Source organism: Acinetobacter sp. RF14B (assembly GCF_006864105.1).
Lineage (GTDB): Bacteria > Pseudomonadota > Gammaproteobacteria > Pseudomonadales > Moraxellaceae > Acinetobacter > Acinetobacter lwoffii_C.
Map to the genome: position 1 here is coordinate 1 of NZ_SMTB01000240.1, position 513 is coordinate 513.

Sequence of the window (513 nt, forward strand, 5' to 3'; positions counted from 1 at the left end):
TTGACATCCAGCTTGAGTTCAGATTTATATACACATTATTGGAGAGCTGACTGGTGAGCTGGATCACTGGTCCGGTATGACTTTCACGATCAAATTCATCTGCATCGCTTTCCAGTGTTACCCGGCGGTCTTCAAAAAAGAAACTCTGTCCGATACTGGCACGTAAACGCTCCAGACCTTCTTCATTGAATAGGCTATAGCTGAGGCCGAGGGAGGCAAAATTATTGTCTTCCAAACGGTCATTACCATAAAAACGGCGTGCACTAAATAACTGGTCGTAATTGATCGAAGCTACTACGGAATCAAAGTTAGGTTGAGTCTGCTGGTTTTCATATGGCGAATAGGCATAGAAGAGGCGAGGTGTCAGGGTGTGTAGATAAGTTCCTTCTTTCTCAAAGATCAAGCCGGTATCCAGAGTGAACTGTAGAACTACAATTGAGCTGTTTTCACTGGATGCACTACGGTTTTGGGTTTTTTCATCATAGAAGGTATTGATGTTACGTAATGATGCTT

General features: G+C 43.1%; 1 protein-coding gene. It reads right to left on the reverse strand.

What is annotated here, in order from left to right; all coding sequences use genetic code 11:
- Positions 1 to 513, reverse strand: a 513-nt coding sequence (gene lptD, locus E2K52_RS14730; protein WP_151205719.1) for an LPS assembly protein LptD, incomplete at both ends; no start/stop codon positions are given.